This is a genomic window from Chryseobacterium sp. T20 (genome assembly GCF_047345655.1).
GTDB lineage: Bacteria > Bacteroidota > Bacteroidia > Flavobacteriales > Weeksellaceae > Chryseobacterium.
In genome coordinates, this window is sequence record NZ_JBLFDU010000003.1 from 428,700 (window position 1) to 445,271 (window position 16,572).

Consider the following 16,572-nt stretch of genomic DNA (forward strand, 5'->3'; position numbering starts at 1 on the left):
AAAGAAATGTATAGTTTTTCACCAAAATTAAAATCAACTTCTATAATACTTCTTGTTGTAGGTTTAGTTCTTTTCGGTATTGGTTTCTTTTTGAACAAAGGAATTTCTACTGAGAAAATAGAACAAATGATGGAAGCTGTTCATGCTTCAGGTCATACTGCTCCTACACACTCAAGTGAAATGGTTGGACCTCAGGATCACGCGGCTCACCTTGAGCACGCTACATTGCAGGTACACAACCAGCCTTTAGCAGCAATACATTTTGTAGCTGTATTTTTCTTTGGAGTAAGCTGCTGCGTATTATTCTTCTATTCTATTCAGCACGCTGCACACGCAGGATGGCCAATCATCATTACAAGAGTAATGGAAGCTATTGCTTCTTATATCCCTTACGGTGGTGCAATCTTAGTAATCCTGATGATCTTAAACATCACTCATAATGGTCACTTATTCCACTGGATGGACCCTGAATTGACAAACCCGGATTCTCCGCATTTTGATGTGATCTTATTCGAAAAGAAAAAATTCTTAAATATTCCTTTCTACGCAGTAAGAACTTTAATCTATGTGATTGGTGCTTCTTTCTTCGCTTGGAAATTAAAAGCTCAGTCTAAGAAAGTAGATGAAACTAAGTCTAAAGTAGAGTACCAAATGCTTTACAGATGGGCAGTAGGATATATCGCATTCTTCGGATTTGCTTCTGCAGCTTGGGCTTGGGACTGGTTGATGTCTATTGACCCTCACTGGTATTCTACAATGTATATCTGGTATTCAATGGTTAGCTGCCTTTCAAGTGGTATTGCTGTAATCATTCTATTAAGTGTTTATCTTAAGAAAAATGGTTTCTTACCACAGTTCAATGATAACCACTTACACGATTTAGGAGTTTTCCTTTTCGCTACAAGTATGCTTTGGACATATACATGGTTCGCTCAGTTCATGCTTTACTGGTATGCAAACGTTCCGGAAGAGGTTAACTACTTCTTCGGTAGATTCCAACACTACTCTCCTACTTTCTTACCGATGTTGATCATCAACTTCTTATTACCACTATTGGTATTAGTAAGTAGCAGCATCAAGAGAAACTACAAAGTAGTTACTACAATGGCAGTAGTAGTGATCTTAGGACACATCTTAGATTACTTCAACATGGTAATGCCAGGAACAGTAGGACCATACTGGAACACTCCTGAAGTATTCCTGTTAATCCTAGGAGCAATCCTATTCGTAGCTGGATTATTTATGTTTACTGTACTTTCAGCTTTATCTAAACTGAAGTTGATCCCTACAGGAAACCCATTCTTACACGAATCTGAAATTTATGAGTATCCTTTCTAAGGACTTGTAACAAAATAAAATTATAAAAGACTGATTGTTAAAACGATCAGTCTTTTTTTATGCATATGAAACAACTGATCACCGTGCATCTCTATCATGAGATCAACAACTAAAACAAAATCTTATTATGAAAACAAAACTTTTCTTGTACTCATTTTTCCTTTTTCTGTTTAGCTTCATTCAGGCACAGACCATCACTTTCGTTTCTGAAAAAAGTAATGCTCCCCTTCCCAGGGTTTCAGTGTTTGGGAAAGACGGAACTATTCTGGCATACTCAGATATTGAAGGGAAGATTGACAAACAATCGCTGTCGCCATCTCAGGAAAAGTTTCAGCTTGTCTATAATAATTTTCCAGTGGCCACCCTGTCATATTCCGATTTTGACCAGCCCATTATTAAAATCAATGATCAGGTAAAGGAAATTGAAACTGTAGTTATCAAAAATAACAAACCTGCCAAGTATATTTTTATCAAAGGAAATTTTAATGCGTACGTAACGGTGAATAATAAACTGAATAGCTATACTGACGGAATTGTAACCTATATTTTTGACAACAAAACAAAAAAACTAAAAAGTACCAATGTTGAACAATACAGGGTTTTCAGATTGACAGAACCTAAAAACGAGAAGAAAGAAACTTCATCATGGGATTATGGAAATTCTCTACAGATTCCAAAACTTAAAAATGTAGGAAATCCGGAAGAATATAAAACAAAAAGAAATATCATCAGAGAATTGAAAGGCGATCGTAAAGATCAGATAGAGGTAACAGAGGGAGCGCTTCAGGAAAAAGAGTTTTCATTCTTCGGATATAGATTTTATGATATCAGAACAATTCTGAATATGTCCTTTGAAAAGGGAACAGAAAAGACATTGAAAGATTTCCTTGAATACAATGAACTTGTTTTTGTAAAACTAAAACATAAAAGCGAACCCGAATACAATCAGATTGCCGTTTACACCAATTTTTATCCTACAGAACTAAGCTTTAATAATGACAATGATATTGAAAAAGTAAAATTTGATAAAGAAAACAGTAATTACAAAACTTCTTACTGGCAGGATTCTTCATTCCCAAATATGCAGACCATCTTCAGCAATTTTTTCAAGGGAGACTTGAAAGAACAACCTAATAAAAAGTAAAAATATAGAATTATGGCTAGTGTAAAAAAGAAATAAAACAAGCCATAAAACATAAAGTGAAAATAAAATCCAGTATTAATAAAGGTTTTATTAAATTTGCAACAAACCAAATAAAAATGAAAAAGTTTTCTTTTCTACTTGTTTTCAGTCTGTTGCTTTTTACAGCATGTAAGAAAGATCATGTAGATGCTACGAATACTAAAACACTGCAGTCAAGTATCAATGATATGACCTCCAGTTTACCAACCATTAAGCAGATTAAGTTTAATGAGGCTCTTTATATCCTTAAGACATTTGGAGTAGAGGCAGACGGTGATATCAATGAGCTAAAAGCCCTTGGAAAGCTGATTAACGGGAAGAAAGTTCCTGAAATTATGTCATTGGCTGACGAAATTGCACAGAAAAACGGAATAGAATGGGCAAGTACCGCCCCACCATCACTTGGAGAAATGAATATCTTCGGGGATGATAAAGCTAAAGAAAGTGATCCTAATGATGTAAAAGCAGGATCATTAAGCCTTGTGACAATACCTACAGGAGATGACGGAACCGGAGCGCCTACAGCAATCCAGATTGTTCCAAGACTTGTAGATGCAGCCGGAAACCCTGTATCTTTCACAGGAGCTGGCCTTGAAGCAACTCTTGAAGTCTTCAGTAACGGTGTAAGATTAGCTACTGCTAAAAACCTGATGCAGGATAATAACTTTAAAGGATTCAATTTAAAGTTCTCATCTATCCCTGCTTCAAAAGTGGTAGATAATAAAATTGATATCACAGTTTCTGTAAAAACGACTGCCAAGACTTTCAAAATGTCTAAAATCGGGCTTGATGTCAATGCAGCAGCTCTAAAAGTTCCTACCATCCCAAAAACTGATTCAACAGCAGTGACAGAGCAACCAAGCGCGGTGGTAGATCCAAACAATCCAACAGCTATTCCTGGAGCAACTACGGATCCTGCAACATCTACTCCTGCAACACCGGCTGCACCAAAGCAACCAACAGCAGACCCTAAAAATACAGTTAGTAAGTTCCTGAACAGTGTAAGCTCTCAGAATTTAAAAGCAGCATACGAAACAGCCAGCAATCCAAGCTGGGGAAGCTATGAATCTTTCTCAAATCCTACTTCAGGTTTTGGATCTGTGAAAAATGTAAGCGTAAAAAATATTACGACTAATGGGACATCAGCTAACAGTGCCAGTGTAAATGCTACTTATGATGTAACGGATAAAAGTGGGAAGACAACTTCTTTAAAAGTGACTTTCGGACTTAAAAATGTAAATGGAGACTGGAAAATTTCCAGCTATAAAATCAATTAATAAATGGCTTCAGCAGAACTGATCAAAAGATTAGAAGAAACAATTGAAAATATCCCTGATTTTCCGATTCCGGGAATACAGTTTAAGGATATTTCACCCATCTTTTTAGACCCAAAACTTTACGAAGACGTTATTGCAGATCTTGTAGCCTTCAGTAAAGGAAAAATAGATGCAGTCTGCGGAATTGAAAGCCGCGGTTACCTTTTTGGAATCGCTATTGCTGTGGCATTGGAAGTACCATTTATTCTAATCAGAAAAGCAGGAAAACTTCCACCACCAGTCATTTCAGAAAAATATGACCTGGAATATGGAAGTGCCATTATTGAAACCCGTGAAGGACAGATAAAACCTGGACAAAGAGTTTTAATCCACGATGATCTTTTAGCAACAGGAGGAACTACTGAAGCTGCTGCCAAGTTGGTAGAAAAACAAGGAGCAATTGTTTCACAGTTTAGTTTTCTTATCGGCTTACAAGGCTTGAATGGTGATGAAAAACTGAAAAAATTTGGTGCAGAGATCTACCACATCTTAAGTTATTAAGATTGATCCTAACAAGATAAAGATAGATGCTTCGACTCCGCTCAGCATGACAATGGCTAATAATTTACTGTAAGATTAGAAGTGTCATGCTGAGCCTGTCGAAGCATCTTTTTTTAATAAATTCATCATCCAAGATTAACAATTCACAAGATTTCATCAATAATACTCACAAAGTATTTTGTAAATCTCTCAGAAACAATTAAATTTGCATTTCAATTTTTAAAAACTTATGGCAAAATTGGGAAAGAGTGCTCAGAACGAGCAAGAAGGTAAAGAAACAGTTGAGTTCTTTAAAGACCTTGACAGAGAGGCTTTAAACACTGAAAGATTTGTTGAAAAATATTCAAAGCCGCTTGGTTTTGTATTTGGAGCTTTGATTTTAGGGGTTTTAGGATTCTTTGCTTATAAGCAATTTGTAATTGCTCCAAAGAACACTGAAGCTGTAAAAAGTTTCCTTGCTGCTCAGAAAAACCTTGCTGAAGGTAAAGATAAAGATGCTTTGGGCGGAAAATCTGCTGCTAATCCTGGTTTTATAGGGACAGCAAATGAATATGCTTCTACTGAAATCGGTAAACTTTCTTCTTACAATGCCGGGTTATTAAAATTCAAAGAAGGAAAGTTCCAGGAAGCTTATGATCTTTTAGATAAATTCTCTTCCAAAAACAAGACTTTAATGGCAATGAAGTATGGTGCTATGGCAGATGCAAAATCAGGTCTTAACAAAAATGATGAAGCTTTAGGTTTGCTAGATCAGGCTGCATCAGCATCTGATGATCCTTATACAACGTATTATTTCACAAGAAAAGCAGGTATCGTTGCTTTAGGATTAAAGAAAAATGCAGAAGCTAAAAAATACTTCTCTGCAATTGATGAAAAATATCAGGACTACGACAACGGAATGTCTGATTCTTATATTGAAATGACTAAATATTATTAAAAAATGGCAACAGTTAATCTATCCGATTACAAGCCACTTCATATAACTAATGCCGAAGATTTTTCTATCGGCATTGTTTTTTCTGAGTGGAATGATTTTGTAACTTACAATCTTCGTGATGCAGCTTTGGAAATCCTTGAAAAAGAAGGAGTAAAACCTGAAAACATCAAACTTTTCCCTGTACCAGGAGCTTTCGAATTAAGCTATGCTAGTATGCAGCTTTGCAAAGAGAGAAAATATGACGCAGTAATTTCTATCGGATGTGTGATCCGTGGGGAAACTCCTCATTTTGACTATGTATGCTCTGCAGTAGCGCAGGGAATCAAAGACTGTAACATCATGACGGATACTCCTACTATTTTCTGTGTATTAACAGATGATAATAAAGAACAATCTATTGCGAGAAGCGGTGGAGATCTTGGAAATAAAGGAGTGGAAGCAGCCGTTACAGCTCTTAGAATGATTGATTTCAAAAAGAAATTATCTGATAAAAAAGGAAATATCGGTTTCGGGCACTCTTAACTGCTTATTTACTTTGACAATATAATAGGACTATTTTTTAATAGTCCTTTTTTATTAAGATATAAATAATTCATAAATCTTATTAATAAAAAGGATGTTTTTCTTTTTTTCCGTCAAAAGTTCCCCACAAAAACTATCTTTGTGAAAATTAATAAAAACAGACAATACATGTTTTTAAAAAAAATAAAACCCTTCCTGTATTTAGGAATTTTCTATCTTATTATTTCGTTGATAATAAGAACCGTATTCTTTTTTCATCCTATTACTACCGCTAGTTTTGGATTTTTCGAAGTCGTAAAAGTTTTGCTGATAGGTCTGGTGAATGACGTTTTTGTTTTCATACTGGCCAGTTCCATTCTCGCTCTTTACTTCCTCTTTCTTTCCAATTCAAAATATAAAAAACCTTACGGGTATATTATTCTGAGTGCTCTGGTTCTATTCTTCCTTTATATATGGCTTGTGCCGAACAACATTTTCAAGCAGTATGGAGGTTCCATCATGGAAATTGCTCTTGTTTTCGTAGGAATAAAAACTCTTTTCTTCGGATTGATGCTTTTCCTTCCTACTCAAAGAATAAAAATACGTAACACATTATATTTCATTACATTACTATTATATGTTCTTCTGATTATTTTTAACGGAGTCAGTGAATACTTCTTTTACAATGAATTTGGAGTCCGATATAATTTTATTGCTGTAGATTATCTTATTTATACCAATGAGGTGATTGGGAATATCATGGAAAGTTACCCTGTAATTCCATTGTTTTCTGCCATCATGATTGTTACCATTACCATCACATGGTTTATTTATAAGAAAACAAAAGATGAGTTGCTGGAACTTCCGGACTTTAAACAAAAAATGGTCCTTCTGGGCAGTTTTATGGTACTTTGTGCGCTTAGTGCCCTGGCAATACCATCTTTGATGCAGATCAAATCTGACAATGTTTTCGCAGACGAAATTGAAGCTAACGGACTTCCTAAGTTCTACTGGGCATTTACCCATAATGAGCTGGATTATTTCCAGTTTTACTCGCAGATTAATCAACAGCAGGCCGAAAAGAATTTCTTAAGCCAATATCCACAACACACTTTATCAAGAGCTGTTGTTGCAGAACAACCGGAAATAAAGAAAAACGTAGTATTGATTTCTATCGAGAGTCTTTCTGCGGATTTCATGGAACATTATGGTAATACCCAAAAAATTACCCCTTTCCTGGATAGCCTTGCCGACAAATCACTGATGTTTACCAATCTGTATGCCACCGGAAACAGAACGGTACGCGGACTGGAAGCTTTGACATTGTGTATTCCTCCTACAGCAGGAGAAAGTATCATCAAGAGAGATGACAATAAGAATAAATTCACAACCGGAAGTGTTTTCAAGTCTAAAGGATATGATGTTAAATTCTTATACGGAGGATACAGCTATTTTGATAATATGCAGGACTTCTTCGGAGGAAACGGTTATGGTATCGTAGATAGAAACAACTTTAAACCTGAAGAAATCACTTTTGCCAATGTTTGGGGAGTTGCAGATGAAGATATGGCCAGAAAAGCTATTCAGGTAATGAATGCTGAAGCCAAGTCAGGAAAGCCGTTTTTCAATCACTGGATGACAGTTTCCAATCACAGGCCGTTTACATATCCTGACGGAAGAATCGATATTCCTGGGACCGCAAAATCCCGTGAAGGTGGTGTAAAATATACGGATTACTCTCTTAAGCTGTTCTTTGATATGGCTAAGAAACAAGACTGGTATAAGAATACGGTTTTTGTTATTATTGCAGACCACTGTGCATCAAGTGCAGGAAAAACAGAACTTCCGATGGATAAATACAGAATTCCTGCTATGATCTTCTCTGAAGGATTTATTCAGCCGCAGAAATTCAATGCATTGATGTCTCAGATAGATGTAATGCCTACGCTTATGGGATTATTAAATTTCAACTATCAGTCTAAGTTTTTAGGTCAGGATGTCTTCAGACAGGAATTCCAACCTAAAGCGTATGTGGCAACCTATCAGGATCTTGGATTTATCAAAGGTGAGCGTTTGACCATTATTTCGCCAGTAAAAAAGGTAAAACAATATTCTTTGGAACTGGAAAAAAGTGATCTGAAACCGGAATTTAAACTGTATTACGACGAAAAATTATTAAAAGATCCTGATCAGAAACTGGTAGAGGATGCTGTATCAGCCTATCAATCTACTTCTTACTGGCTCAAAACAAAACAACTCAACAGATAAATATCTAGATATTTTCGCTTATAATTCGGCTTAAAATATTTAAATTAACCCATAAATTTATTGATATGAAATGGACAGACGACAGAGGCGGAAACGTTGATGACCGCCGTGGTTCAGGAGGCGGAAGTGGTGGCATGATTGTAGGAGGTGGACTCGGAACTTTAATTATAGCAGCCATCGTGTTCTTTTTGGGAGGTGACCCATCCGGTATTTTGAATTCTGGCAGCATGCAGCCTTCAGGAAATTCCGGAGAACAAAGAGAACTGACTACAGGTGAAAAGCAGATTGGAGAAATGGTAAAGATGATGGATGCATGGAATAGTCAGACCTGGACGCAAATATTTAAAGAAAACGGTATGACTTATACTGACCCAGGTATTGTTCTTTTTGAAAATACAACTTCTTCAGCATGTGGTACAGCGCAGTCTGCCATGGGCCCGTTCTATTGTCCGGCAGATCAGAAAGTTTATATGGATATGAGCTTTTTTGGTGAACTTCAGCAAAAATTCGGAGCTAAGGTAACTGAGTTTACAGTAGCTTATGTTCTTGCCCACGAAGTAGGACATCATGTACAGACTCTTTTGGGAACTACTCAAAAAGTAGATGCTTTAAGAAGAAGTGGAAGATATTCTGAAGAACAGATGAACAGAGTATCTGTTGCTACAGAATTACAGGCCGATTTCTATGCAGGAGTCTGGGCCAAAAGAACCAATGACAGCAAACATATTCTAGAACCCGGAGATATTGAATCTGCAATAGATGCTGCAGAAGCCGTCGGAGATGATAATATTCAGAAAAGAGCACAGGGATATGTAAATCAGGAAAGCTTTACCCATGGATCATCTGCACAACGTAAAGAATGGTTTATGAAAGGTTACAACACTGGTGATATCAGACAAGGTGATACTTTCAACCAGCTATTAAAATAGTTTGATCAAAACTTAAAATAAATAACAAAGCGGTCTCGTTGGAGACCGCTTTTTATTTATTGCAATTCGATGGGATTAGAATTTTTCTTGGCTTCTTCTTTTACTCTTTCTTCCATTCTCTTTCTCATATCGGCAGGATTCTGGTTTCCACCGCCTCCAGGGCCTCTTCCTCCTCCGCCTACTCTCATCGGAGCGCTGATACCACCTGCACTCTGACTCATGAAAGACATTGGATCAGTCTTGAACTTTTGCTGCTGCTTTAAATAATCTGTTCTTTTTACTTTTAAAGTATTTCCAAACTGATTCAATGTTGGAAACTCAGCAATTTTATAGTTTTTCATTAAATCAAAAGAATAATCTCCTTTATCATCTTCCACTTTTACAATCAGTCCAGGAAGTCCTCCGAACTTATAAGGTCCGTCCTGATAAGGAAGATCTGTGGTAAACCATGCTGTCCATTTTCTTCCTCCAAAATCGGTTTCAGCTTTCTGAACTTTGTATTCACCAATTTTTCTCGTTTCTGATTCAATTTTCCAGTTCAGAGGTCTGTCTTCTTCATAAGAATAGATATCTCGTCCAATTCTATCTTTAAAATACGTCTTTTGGTTGGTTTTATCTTTTTCAATGGAATAGTTGATATTGGTTCTCAAGCCCTCCATCTGATCTCTGTTGATACTTCCTCTTCCGCCTCCACCTTGAAATGCTTTTTGCATAATAGAGTCTCTTTTGATTCTGTTTTCAGAATAAAACACTGATTTTTCCGGAGAAATATCCAGATAAGCGTTTTCAGTTTTGATGTCTGTTTTATTTTCAGCATCAGGCTTCATAGTCACCTGATACACAAACCTGTTAGTCTGTGCAGAAACATTCTGTATGAAGAGTGCCAATGCGATAATACCTAATTTTTTCATTTATATTTTTATTTATTTTAATTCAATTGGATTCTGTGCTGTATTGGTAAAAGAAGGTGTTTCTACAGATGAGCCTTGTGGCATTGGCATTCCCTGATTGTCTCCACCCATTCCGCCTCTGTGCATTCCACCACCTCCGTGGCCGCCGCCTCTCATTCCACCTCCGTTCATTCCGCCGCCATGTTTTCCACCTCCGAAGTTCATATTTCCACCAGTATTATTCCCGGCTATCGCTTTTTTGTTTTTACCGAATTCCAGTTCAAGAGCAGCTTTATCACCATGGAAATTAATTCTTGTACTTTGTTTAGCATCAGAATTTATCTGTTCTTCAAAAGCATTTTTAATCGTAAGCTTTTTCACAAGATCAAATTTATAGTCTCCTCTATCATCCTCCAGTTTTACAATCAGTCCTGGCAATCCTGAAAACTTGTAAGGACCGTCAGACAATGGAATTTCTTTGGTAAACCAGGCTGTCCAGACTCTTCCACCAAACTCGGCAACTGCTTTTTGGGCAGAATATCCATTCTGTTTTTCCATCATATTGGTGATTTCCCATTTTACAGATCTGTCTTCCTGATAATAAATTTGTTTTCCTGAAGCCTTCTCATAATAATATACTTTCTGATCCGGAATGGTCTTGGTAATGAAATATTCAAAAAATGTAGGTTCAAAATGTTTTCTTCCTTCCATTTTGGAAAAATCTTTTTCCTCTTTTTTGTTTTCCTTTATTTCTGACCTTAGTTCTGCAAAAAGAGAATCCCTTTTCAATTTATTTTCACTGATGAATAATGAATGATCTCCTTTAACATCCAGAAAAGTTCTCTCACTTTTCATACTTACCAGATTGATTGAATCCGGATTTACCAAGGTTTCATAAACAAATCTGGTGGTCTGTCCATAGGATACAATGGTGAAAAACAATACAAAAAAAACTATTATTTTTTGTTTCATTACCAATTTTCTTTATAGATCGAAAATAAGATTCAAGGTTAAATCCGTAATGAAATCTTCACATTGAACGGCTAAATTTATCATTTTTTAACATAATTTATCCTTTCAGAAATTGCTATTAATATCAGAATCATTAAAATAGATATCTTCGATTTGAGATTGCGGAAATTAGTTCGTATTTTTGCATCATTAAATCATTCTAAATAAATACAATGATAAAAGTATCAGACTATGCAAAGGAGAAAGCCATCCAGTTAATGACGGAAGATGGTTTTAACCCTGCTGAAGATTATATAAGAGTAGGGGTGAAAAGCGGCGGATGCTCTGGTTTAGAGTATGTTTTAAAGTTTGATAACCAAAAAACAGACACAGATCAGATTTTTGAAGATAATAACATTAAAATTATTATAGATAAAAAATCCATCCTTTATTTAGCAGGAACAACTCTTGAGTATTCAGGAGGATTGAACGGAAAAGGGTTTGTTTTTAACAACCCGAATGCATCCAGAACATGTGGATGTGGGGAATCATTTAGTCTTTAGAGAAAAGACATTAGATCCTAGATTTCAGACCTCAGAGCTACTCTGGATTCTGAAATCTAAAATCTGAAATCTAAAAAAAAGTAATGAGTAAATATACAGAAGACGATTTAAGAGTCGATCTAGAAAATAAAAAATATGAATTCGGTTGGGAAACGAAGATTGATTATGAAGATTTCCCGATCGGTTTAAATGAGGACATCATCCGTGCGATCTCTGCTAAAAAAGAAGAACCGGAATGGATGACTGAATGGCGATTGGAATCTTTCAAAATCTGGCAGAAAATGGTAGAGCCTGAATGGGCTAATATCAAATATGAAAAACCAGATTTTCAGGCAATCCGTTACTACGCTGCTCCTAAAGTAAAGCCAGAACTGGCAAGTCTTGACGAAGTAGATCCTGAGTTGTTGAAGACATTCGCAAAGCTAGGGATTAATATCGAAGAGCAAAAAAGACTTTCCGGAGTTGCCGTAGATATCGTAATGGACTCAGTTTCTGTGAAAACAACTTTCCAGGATACATTGGCAGAGAAAGGAATTATTTTCTGCTCCATCTCTGAGGCTATTAAAAACCACCCTGATTTAGTAAGAAAATATCTTGGAAAAGTAGTTCCGAGAGGAGATAACTTTTATGCAGCATTGAATTCCGCAGTATTTTCTGACGGAAGTTTCTGTTATATTCCTAAAGGGGTAAAATGCCCAATGGAACTTTCCACTTATTTCCGTATCAACCAGGCAGGAACAGGACAGTTTGAAAGAACGCTTCTTGTTGCTGATGAAGGAAGTTATGTTTCTTACCTTGAAGGATGTACAGCACCATCAAGAGATGAAAACCAGCTTCACGCAGCTGTTGTAGAGCTTATTGCTTTAGACAATGCCGAGATCAAGTATTCAACGGTACAGAACTGGTATCCAGGTAATGAAGAAGGAAAAGGAGGTGTATTCAACTTTGTAACGAAAAGAGGACTTTGCGAAAGAAATGCAAAAATCTCATGGACACAGGTTGAAACAGGTTCCGCAGTAACGTGGAAATATCCGTCTTGTATCCTTAAAGGAGACAATTCTATCGGGGAGTTCTACTCTATCGCGGTAACCAACAACCACCAGTATGCAGATACAGGAACAAAAATGATCCACATCGGAAAGAATACCAAATCAACAATTATTTCAAAAGGTATTTCTGCCGGGAAATCACAAAACTCATACAGAGGACAGGTGAAAGTAATGCCTTCTGCAAAAGGAGCAAGAAACTTCTCACAATGTGACTCTTTGTTGATGGGTAATGAATGTGGAGCTCATACTTTCCCTTATATTGAAATTAAAGATCCTACGGCACAGTTAGAGCACGAGGCAACGACTTCAAAAATCGGGGAAGATCAGATTTTCTACTGTAACCAGAGAGGGATTGATACTGAAAGAGCCATTGCTCTGATTGTAAATGGTTTCAGCAAAGAAGTTTTGAACAAGCTTCCAATGGAATTTGCTATTGAAGCTCAGAAATTACTTGAGATTTCATTAGAAGGTTCAGTAGGATAATATTACCCTTCAGATAAAAACAAACTGATTTAAAGGCAAGGTTTTCAGAGTTTTTATCCGATGATCAACCGTTATTAACGGAAATATAAGTTATAGTCTTCATTGAAGATTATTATAAACATAAAATATAAAAAGCTTCTGTCCGTCTATTGAGGAGATATCCTAATATAAAGACGATGTGTATATAAAGGAAAGAAGCTCATACAATTATAAAAAGCAAAAGTTAGCAAGAATGTTACAAATTAAAGACCTTCACGCCAAAATTGAAGATGGCGCAGAAATATTAAAAGGTATTAATCTTGAAATAAAGCCGGGCGAAGTTCACGCGATCATGGGACCAAACGGAGCTGGTAAATCTACCCTTTCTTCTGTAATCGCAGGAAAAGAAGATTACGAGGTAACTGGTGGAGAGATCCTTTTCCAGGGAGAAGACATCAGCGAAGATGCTCCTGAAGATAGAGCTCACAAAGGGATCTTCCTTTCTTTCCAGTATCCAGTGGAAATTCCGGGAGTTTCTGTAACGAACTTTATCAAAGCTGCTTTGAACGAGACGAGAAAAGCAAACGGACTGGAAGAAATGCCGGCTAAAGAAATGCTTGCATTAATCCGTGAGAAGTCTGAAAAGCTGGGAATTAAAAAAGATTTCCTTTCAAGATCATTGAACGAGGGATTCTCCGGAGGTGAAAAGAAAAGAAACGAGATCTTCCAGATGATGATGCTTAATCCTAAGTTAGCTATTCTTGATGAAACTGATTCAGGATTGGATATCGATGCTTTAAGAATCGTTGCAGATGGAGTAAATCATTTTAAAAATGAAGGAAATGCAGTTCTTTTGATTACGCACTATCAGAGATTGCTAAACTATATTCAGCCTGATTTCGTTCACGTTTTAGCAGATGGAAAAATCATCAAAACAGGAGACAAGTCTTTAGCATTAGAACTTGAAGAAAAAGGTTACGACTGGCTTCTTAACTAAGAAGAATATATATTATTTCAGAGATTAACTTTTTCGTAATCATTTATAAAATGTGGCAAAAAAGAATCTCTAATATTAAAAATTGGGTTCCCTATTCCTCGGAATAACAATATTTTAGTTAATAAAAAAAGAAAAAATGGTGCAAACCACAGATATACCAGTAATGGCATTAAAAGAACAAATTATAGAGAACCATAATGAATTTTTGGAGAGTCTTCGTCACAGGTTTCTGGATGACAGCAGAAAAGCAGCTCTTCAAAGATTTTCAAACCTTGGTTTTCCGACAAAAAAAGACGAAGAATATAAATATACCAATCTAAAGGAAATCACGGAAAAAAGCTACAACTTCTTCCCGAAAGAGAGCCACAATATCACTAAAGAACAGTTTGATGAACTGCACCTTGGAGAAGAAAATTTTGATTGGATTGTTTTTGTAAACGGTAAGCTTCACAAAGAGCTATCTAAAGTTTCTATTGAGAATGTAGAATTCCTTTCATTCAATTATGCATTGAATGATGAGAAGCATAAAGAGGTTTTTGAAAAGTATTTCAATACGATTGCTTCCAAAGAACAGGCTTTTACGAACCTGAACCTTGCTTACTGCAAATACGGGTTCTTCCTTAAAGTTCCTAAAAATGTAGTGATTGAAAAGCCAATCCACGTTTTTTACATTTCTCAGAATCAGGAGGAAAACACGTTTTACAACACAAGAAACCTTTTGATCGTAGAAGAAGGAGCTAAAGTAGAGGTCATTGAAAGCCATCACAATTTTGACAGCACTTACGTATTAACAAACTCTGTAACGGAGATCTTTACCTACCCTAATGCAAAGGCTGACTGGCACAAACTTCAGAACGATAACAACACAACCTATCTTATCGACAATACTTTCGCAAGACAGGAGAAAGACAGCTTAACAACGGTAAACACATTCTCTTTCGGAGGTAAACTGGTAAGAAACAACCTTGATTTTATTCATAATGGATCTAATATCAATTCATTCATGAACGGAATCACCATTATCGGGAAAGATCAGTTGGTAGATCACCATACAGCGGTTCACCATAACTTCCCGAACTGTGAAAGTTACCAGAACTACAAAGGAATCTTTGATGGGAATGCTCACGGAGTTTTCAACGGAAAAGTTTTCGTGGACAAAATTGCTCAGAAAACAAATGCTTATCAGCAGAATAACAACGTATTGCTAAGCGAAGGGGCAAGTATTGATACCAAACCTCAGTTAGAAATCTTTGCTGATGATGTAAAATGTTCTCATGGTTGTACAGTAGGCCAATTGAATGAAGATGCTTTATTCTATCTGAGAGCAAGAGGAATTTCTAAAAAAGAAGCACAGGCATTACTTTTATATGCTTTCGCAAATGACGCCATGCAAAACATTGATATAGAGCCTCTAAAAGATAAAATTTCAAAACTTTTAGCTGAGAAATTAGGAGTTGATATAGAATTTTAAAACTTATATATATTGATAAAAAAGCACTTCATTTTGAAGTGCTTTTTTATTGTATTACAGATTGTATTTCTGTCTTATTTTTTCAACCAGCTTTGGTTATCTTTATTTTCTGAACGTTTCTTACCGTTATCAAAATTATAAGCCAATCCTACGCCTAAAGTCTGCTTCAACTGGGTCTTCCATATCTGATTATGATCATACAAAAGATCCAGAGTAACGTTGGTAGAAATATATTTATTGATTTTCATGCTTAAAACTCCGCTGTACCCGAGAACAAGTCTGCCCGGATGATCAAGGTAGTTTGAGAATACAGAAGCCGTATTCAGCAAGGTTATGTTCTCCATAATCTTCAGCTTATACATTGCTGTCCCCAGGAAACCGAATTGGAAAAGAGAAGAATCTCCATCATTTTTAAGACCATAAGTTCCTGCTTTCTGAAGATCTTCGTCTAAAACAAAAGTCCATCTTGCATTCGCCGGACGTAAAGTCACGGTAAGATTGTCATTGGGACGATAAGTAACCCCTGCTCCTACACTCAGATATCCGGGAGCCATAAAATTAGAAATCTTTTTGGCATCAGGATTATTTCCATCTTCATAACCCGGAGCAAACTGAGTCTGAAGGCCTGCGCCTGCAGACAAATACCAATGCTTGGCAAATTCTCTACCATAGTTTGTAGATAGGTTAATAACATCCTGAGTCTTTCTTACTCCAGTTCCCTGCGTGTTATTTTGCCCATAACCCAGGATAATGATATTTTCCCAAAGATCTTTCCCTTTTTCATACGTCAGGTTGTAATTAACACCAGCAAGCCATCCAACGTTGTTAGCTCCACCTCCTACCCAGTTTGAAAAGGCAGCCTGATTGAGCATTAATGTATTTTGTCCCTGAATAGACCATGCTTTAACGGTGTCTGATGCCGGAGCTTCTGTCTTAGCCTCCTGAGCGAATGCTACAGCCCCAAAAGAGATAGAACTGATCAATAAAAGTTTTTTCATAATGTTGATTTATTACAAATGTATAAATAATAATTTACGCCGTCATAAAATTCACTTTAAAATGAATTTAACATAACTAAAAACAGGTACATAAATAACTGAAATTAAATCACTTGAAAACAAAACAATTACCAATCAAACTTAAGTCAACTTAAAATTACAGAATTTTATAAAGAAAAAACACCTCATTTCTGAAGTGTTTTTAATTATAATATAAG

At 36.3% G+C, this 16,572-nt stretch carries 15 protein-coding genes; 12 read left to right on the forward strand and 3 right to left on the reverse strand.

Features of this window, described 5'->3' with window-relative positions:
* The first annotated feature begins 6 nt into the window (after positions 1–6).
* The 8 genes from ACMA47_RS10415 (at position 7) to ACMA47_RS10450 (ending at position 8,973) form a co-directional block, all read left to right on the forward strand.
* Positions 7–1,338 carry a hypothetical protein gene (locus ACMA47_RS10415; RefSeq protein WP_034691800.1) on the forward strand — a complete coding sequence of 444 codons (1,332 nt, stop codon included), beginning with the start codon at positions 7–9 and terminating at the stop codon, positions 1,336–1,338.
* A gap of 127 nt (positions 1,339–1,465) precedes the next feature.
* A complete protein-coding gene (locus ACMA47_RS10420; RefSeq protein WP_413929733.1) occupies positions 1,466–2,482 on the forward strand; it encodes a hypothetical protein in 1,017 nt (338 codons plus the stop codon).
* Positions 2,483–2,598: 116 nt separating this feature from the next.
* Positions 2,599–3,798 carry a hypothetical protein gene (locus tag ACMA47_RS10425; RefSeq protein ID WP_413929734.1) on the forward strand — a complete coding sequence of 400 codons (1,200 nt, stop codon included), beginning with the start codon at positions 2,599–2,601 and terminating at the stop codon, positions 3,796–3,798.
* Positions 3,799–3,801: 3 nt separating this feature from the next.
* Positions 3,802–4,338 (forward strand): adenine phosphoribosyltransferase, encoded by a 537-nt coding sequence (locus tag ACMA47_RS10430; RefSeq protein WP_413929735.1) that lies wholly within the window; start codon positions 3,802–3,804, stop codon positions 4,336–4,338.
* Positions 4,339–4,567: 229 nt separating this feature from the next.
* On the forward strand, positions 4,568–5,275 hold the full coding sequence (locus ACMA47_RS10435; RefSeq protein ID WP_034691813.1) for a hypothetical protein: 708 nt from the start codon (positions 4,568–4,570) through the stop codon (positions 5,273–5,275).
* Between the two features lie 3 nt (positions 5,276–5,278).
* Positions 5,279–5,797, forward strand: a complete 519-nt coding sequence (gene ribH / locus ACMA47_RS10440; protein ID WP_034691815.1) for a 6,7-dimethyl-8-ribityllumazine synthase — start codon at positions 5,279–5,281, stop codon at positions 5,795–5,797.
* 168 nt (positions 5,798–5,965) lie between these two features.
* Positions 5,966–8,044 (forward strand): LTA synthase family protein, encoded by a 2,079-nt coding sequence (locus ACMA47_RS10445; protein WP_413929736.1) that lies wholly within the window; start codon positions 5,966–5,968, stop codon positions 8,042–8,044.
* 65 nt (positions 8,045–8,109) lie between these two features.
* Positions 8,110–8,973 (forward strand): neutral zinc metallopeptidase, encoded by an 864-nt coding sequence (locus ACMA47_RS10450; protein ID WP_413929737.1) that lies wholly within the window; start codon positions 8,110–8,112, stop codon positions 8,971–8,973.
* A 56-nt stretch (positions 8,974–9,029) separates the two neighbouring features.
* Here the strand turns inward: ACMA47_RS10450 and ACMA47_RS10455 are convergent, their stop codons facing one another.
* Positions 9,030–9,884, reverse strand: a complete 855-nt coding sequence (locus ACMA47_RS10455; protein WP_413929738.1) for a GLPGLI family protein — start codon at positions 9,882–9,884, stop codon at positions 9,030–9,032.
* Between the two features lie 12 nt (positions 9,885–9,896).
* Positions 9,897–10,835: a GLPGLI family protein gene (locus ACMA47_RS10460; protein WP_413929739.1), complete on the reverse strand. Its 939-nt coding sequence runs from the start codon at positions 10,833–10,835 to the stop codon at positions 9,897–9,899.
* A 212-nt stretch (positions 10,836–11,047) separates the two neighbouring features.
* Here ACMA47_RS10460 and ACMA47_RS10465 point away from each other — a divergent pair, with 212 nt between their 5' ends.
* The 4 genes from ACMA47_RS10465 to sufD all read left to right on the forward strand — a co-directional run bounded on the left by ACMA47_RS10465 (position 11,048) and on the right by sufD (position 15,356).
* Positions 11,048–11,377, forward strand: a complete 330-nt coding sequence (locus ACMA47_RS10465) for a HesB/IscA family protein (protein WP_027372006.1) — start codon at positions 11,048–11,050, stop codon at positions 11,375–11,377.
* 83 nt (positions 11,378–11,460) lie between these two features.
* Positions 11,461–12,909 carry a Fe-S cluster assembly protein SufB gene (sufB, locus tag ACMA47_RS10470; protein ID WP_034691827.1) on the forward strand — a complete coding sequence of 483 codons (1,449 nt, stop codon included), beginning with the start codon at positions 11,461–11,463 and terminating at the stop codon, positions 12,907–12,909.
* 232 nt (positions 12,910–13,141) lie between these two features.
* The gene (gene sufC / locus ACMA47_RS10475; protein ID WP_105683083.1) at positions 13,142–13,885 is read left to right on the forward strand and encodes a Fe-S cluster assembly ATPase SufC; all 744 of its coding nucleotides are present in this window, start codon (positions 13,142–13,144) and stop codon (positions 13,883–13,885) included.
* Between the two features lie 163 nt (positions 13,886–14,048).
* Positions 14,049–15,356 (forward strand): Fe-S cluster assembly protein SufD, encoded by a 1,308-nt coding sequence (gene sufD / locus ACMA47_RS10480; protein ID WP_413929840.1) that lies wholly within the window; start codon positions 14,049–14,051, stop codon positions 15,354–15,356.
* 74 nt (positions 15,357–15,430) lie between these two features.
* Here the strand turns inward: sufD and ACMA47_RS10485 are convergent, their stop codons facing one another.
* Positions 15,431–16,354: a DUF3078 domain-containing protein gene (locus ACMA47_RS10485; RefSeq protein ID WP_413929740.1), complete on the reverse strand. Its 924-nt coding sequence runs from the start codon at positions 16,352–16,354 to the stop codon at positions 15,431–15,433.
* Between the last annotated feature and the right edge of the window lie 218 nt (positions 16,355–16,572).